The organism is Streptomyces murinus, from assembly GCF_002154555.1.
Classification (GTDB): domain Bacteria; phylum Actinomycetota; class Actinomycetes; order Streptomycetales; family Streptomycetaceae; genus Streptomyces; species Streptomyces murinus.
Genome location: NZ_MUNF01001019.1, coordinates 1 through 1116 on the forward strand (window position 1 = coordinate 1; position 1116 = coordinate 1116).

Annotated in this window: 2 pseudogenes; one reads left to right on the top strand and one right to left on the bottom strand. The window is 77.5% G+C overall.

Features of this window, described 5'->3' with window-relative positions:
* Window positions 1–453 (bottom strand): annotated as a pseudogene (locus CCN72_RS37375) (hypothetical protein); the annotation flags it as partial.
* Window positions 454–563: 110 nt separating this feature from the next.
* Here CCN72_RS37375 and CCN72_RS37380 point away from each other — a divergent pair.
* A pseudogene (locus CCN72_RS37380) lies at window positions 564–1116 on the top strand (DNA-binding protein); the annotation flags it as partial.

Genomic DNA, 1116 nt, shown 5'->3' on the forward strand with positions numbered 1-1116 from the left:
GGACGCGCCGCCCGCCGCCTCGCACGAACTGTGCGAGGCGGCGGGCGGCGCGTCCCTGGGCACGGAGGGCTCGGGCCGGGGCTCGGTGGGACGCGGTCGCGGTACGACCCGGCGCAGACCCCGCGGCCGCTCGTCGCCCGGCGAGGCGCGCTCCGGCTCCCGCTCACGCGGCACGGGCTGCGCCGGTACGGCCGCGGACGGGCGGCCCGCGCCGTCGGCGGACCCGGTGCCGCCCGCGGCCTCGACCACCTCGTCGGGCGTGCCCAGACGGTCCAGGATGCGGCGGACCGCGGCGGGACTGTCCACCGTCGCCCTCGCCCGGTCGCGGTCGATCTCGTTGCGCAGCTCCGAGACCAGCCGCATGCGCGCGGACGACGGCAGCTGCCGCTGCGACGCGATGTCCCCGACGCGGCTCAGGTACTCGTAGACGACCTTGTCGCTCTCGATGCCCACGGAATCCCTCCGGGGTGACGCCGACTGAAACCCCGTGAGGACGGTAGCGCAGAGCGGGGCCCCGCCCGGCACGGCTGAACCGCCCGGGGTAACCCGCTACCGTTGGCCGGATGAGCCAAGAGGCCAACCCAGCCCCTCGGTCCCTCGCGGAGGCGCTCCGCGCCAGGGACGACGCCTCCCTGGCCGCGCTGTTGCGCAGCCGCCCGGACCTCATCACGCCCGTCCCCACCGATCTGACCCAGCTGGCCACCCGGGCCGGCACCCGGGCCTCGGTGCTGCGGGCCCTGGAACGGCTGGACCGCTTCGCGCTGCAGACCGCCGAGGCGCTGGCCGTGGCCCCGGACCCGGCCTCCCGCGCCGCCCTGCTCGGGCTGATGGCCGGGGACGCCGGGGACGAGACGGTGGCCGCCGCGCTCCCCCGCGCCCTCGCCACCCTGCGCGAACAGGCGCTGGTGTGGGGCGACGACGAGCGGCTGCGCCTGGTGCGCACCGCCCGTGAGCTGCTCGCGCCGTCCCCGGGGCACCCCTCGCCGACCGGGCTCGGGCCCACCGTGCACGAGGCCACCTCGGGCATGTCTCCGGGGCGGATCCAGGAGATCGTGACCACGGCAGGGCTGGCCTCGACCCATGACTCGGTGTCGGCGGTGACCGCCCTGACCGCGC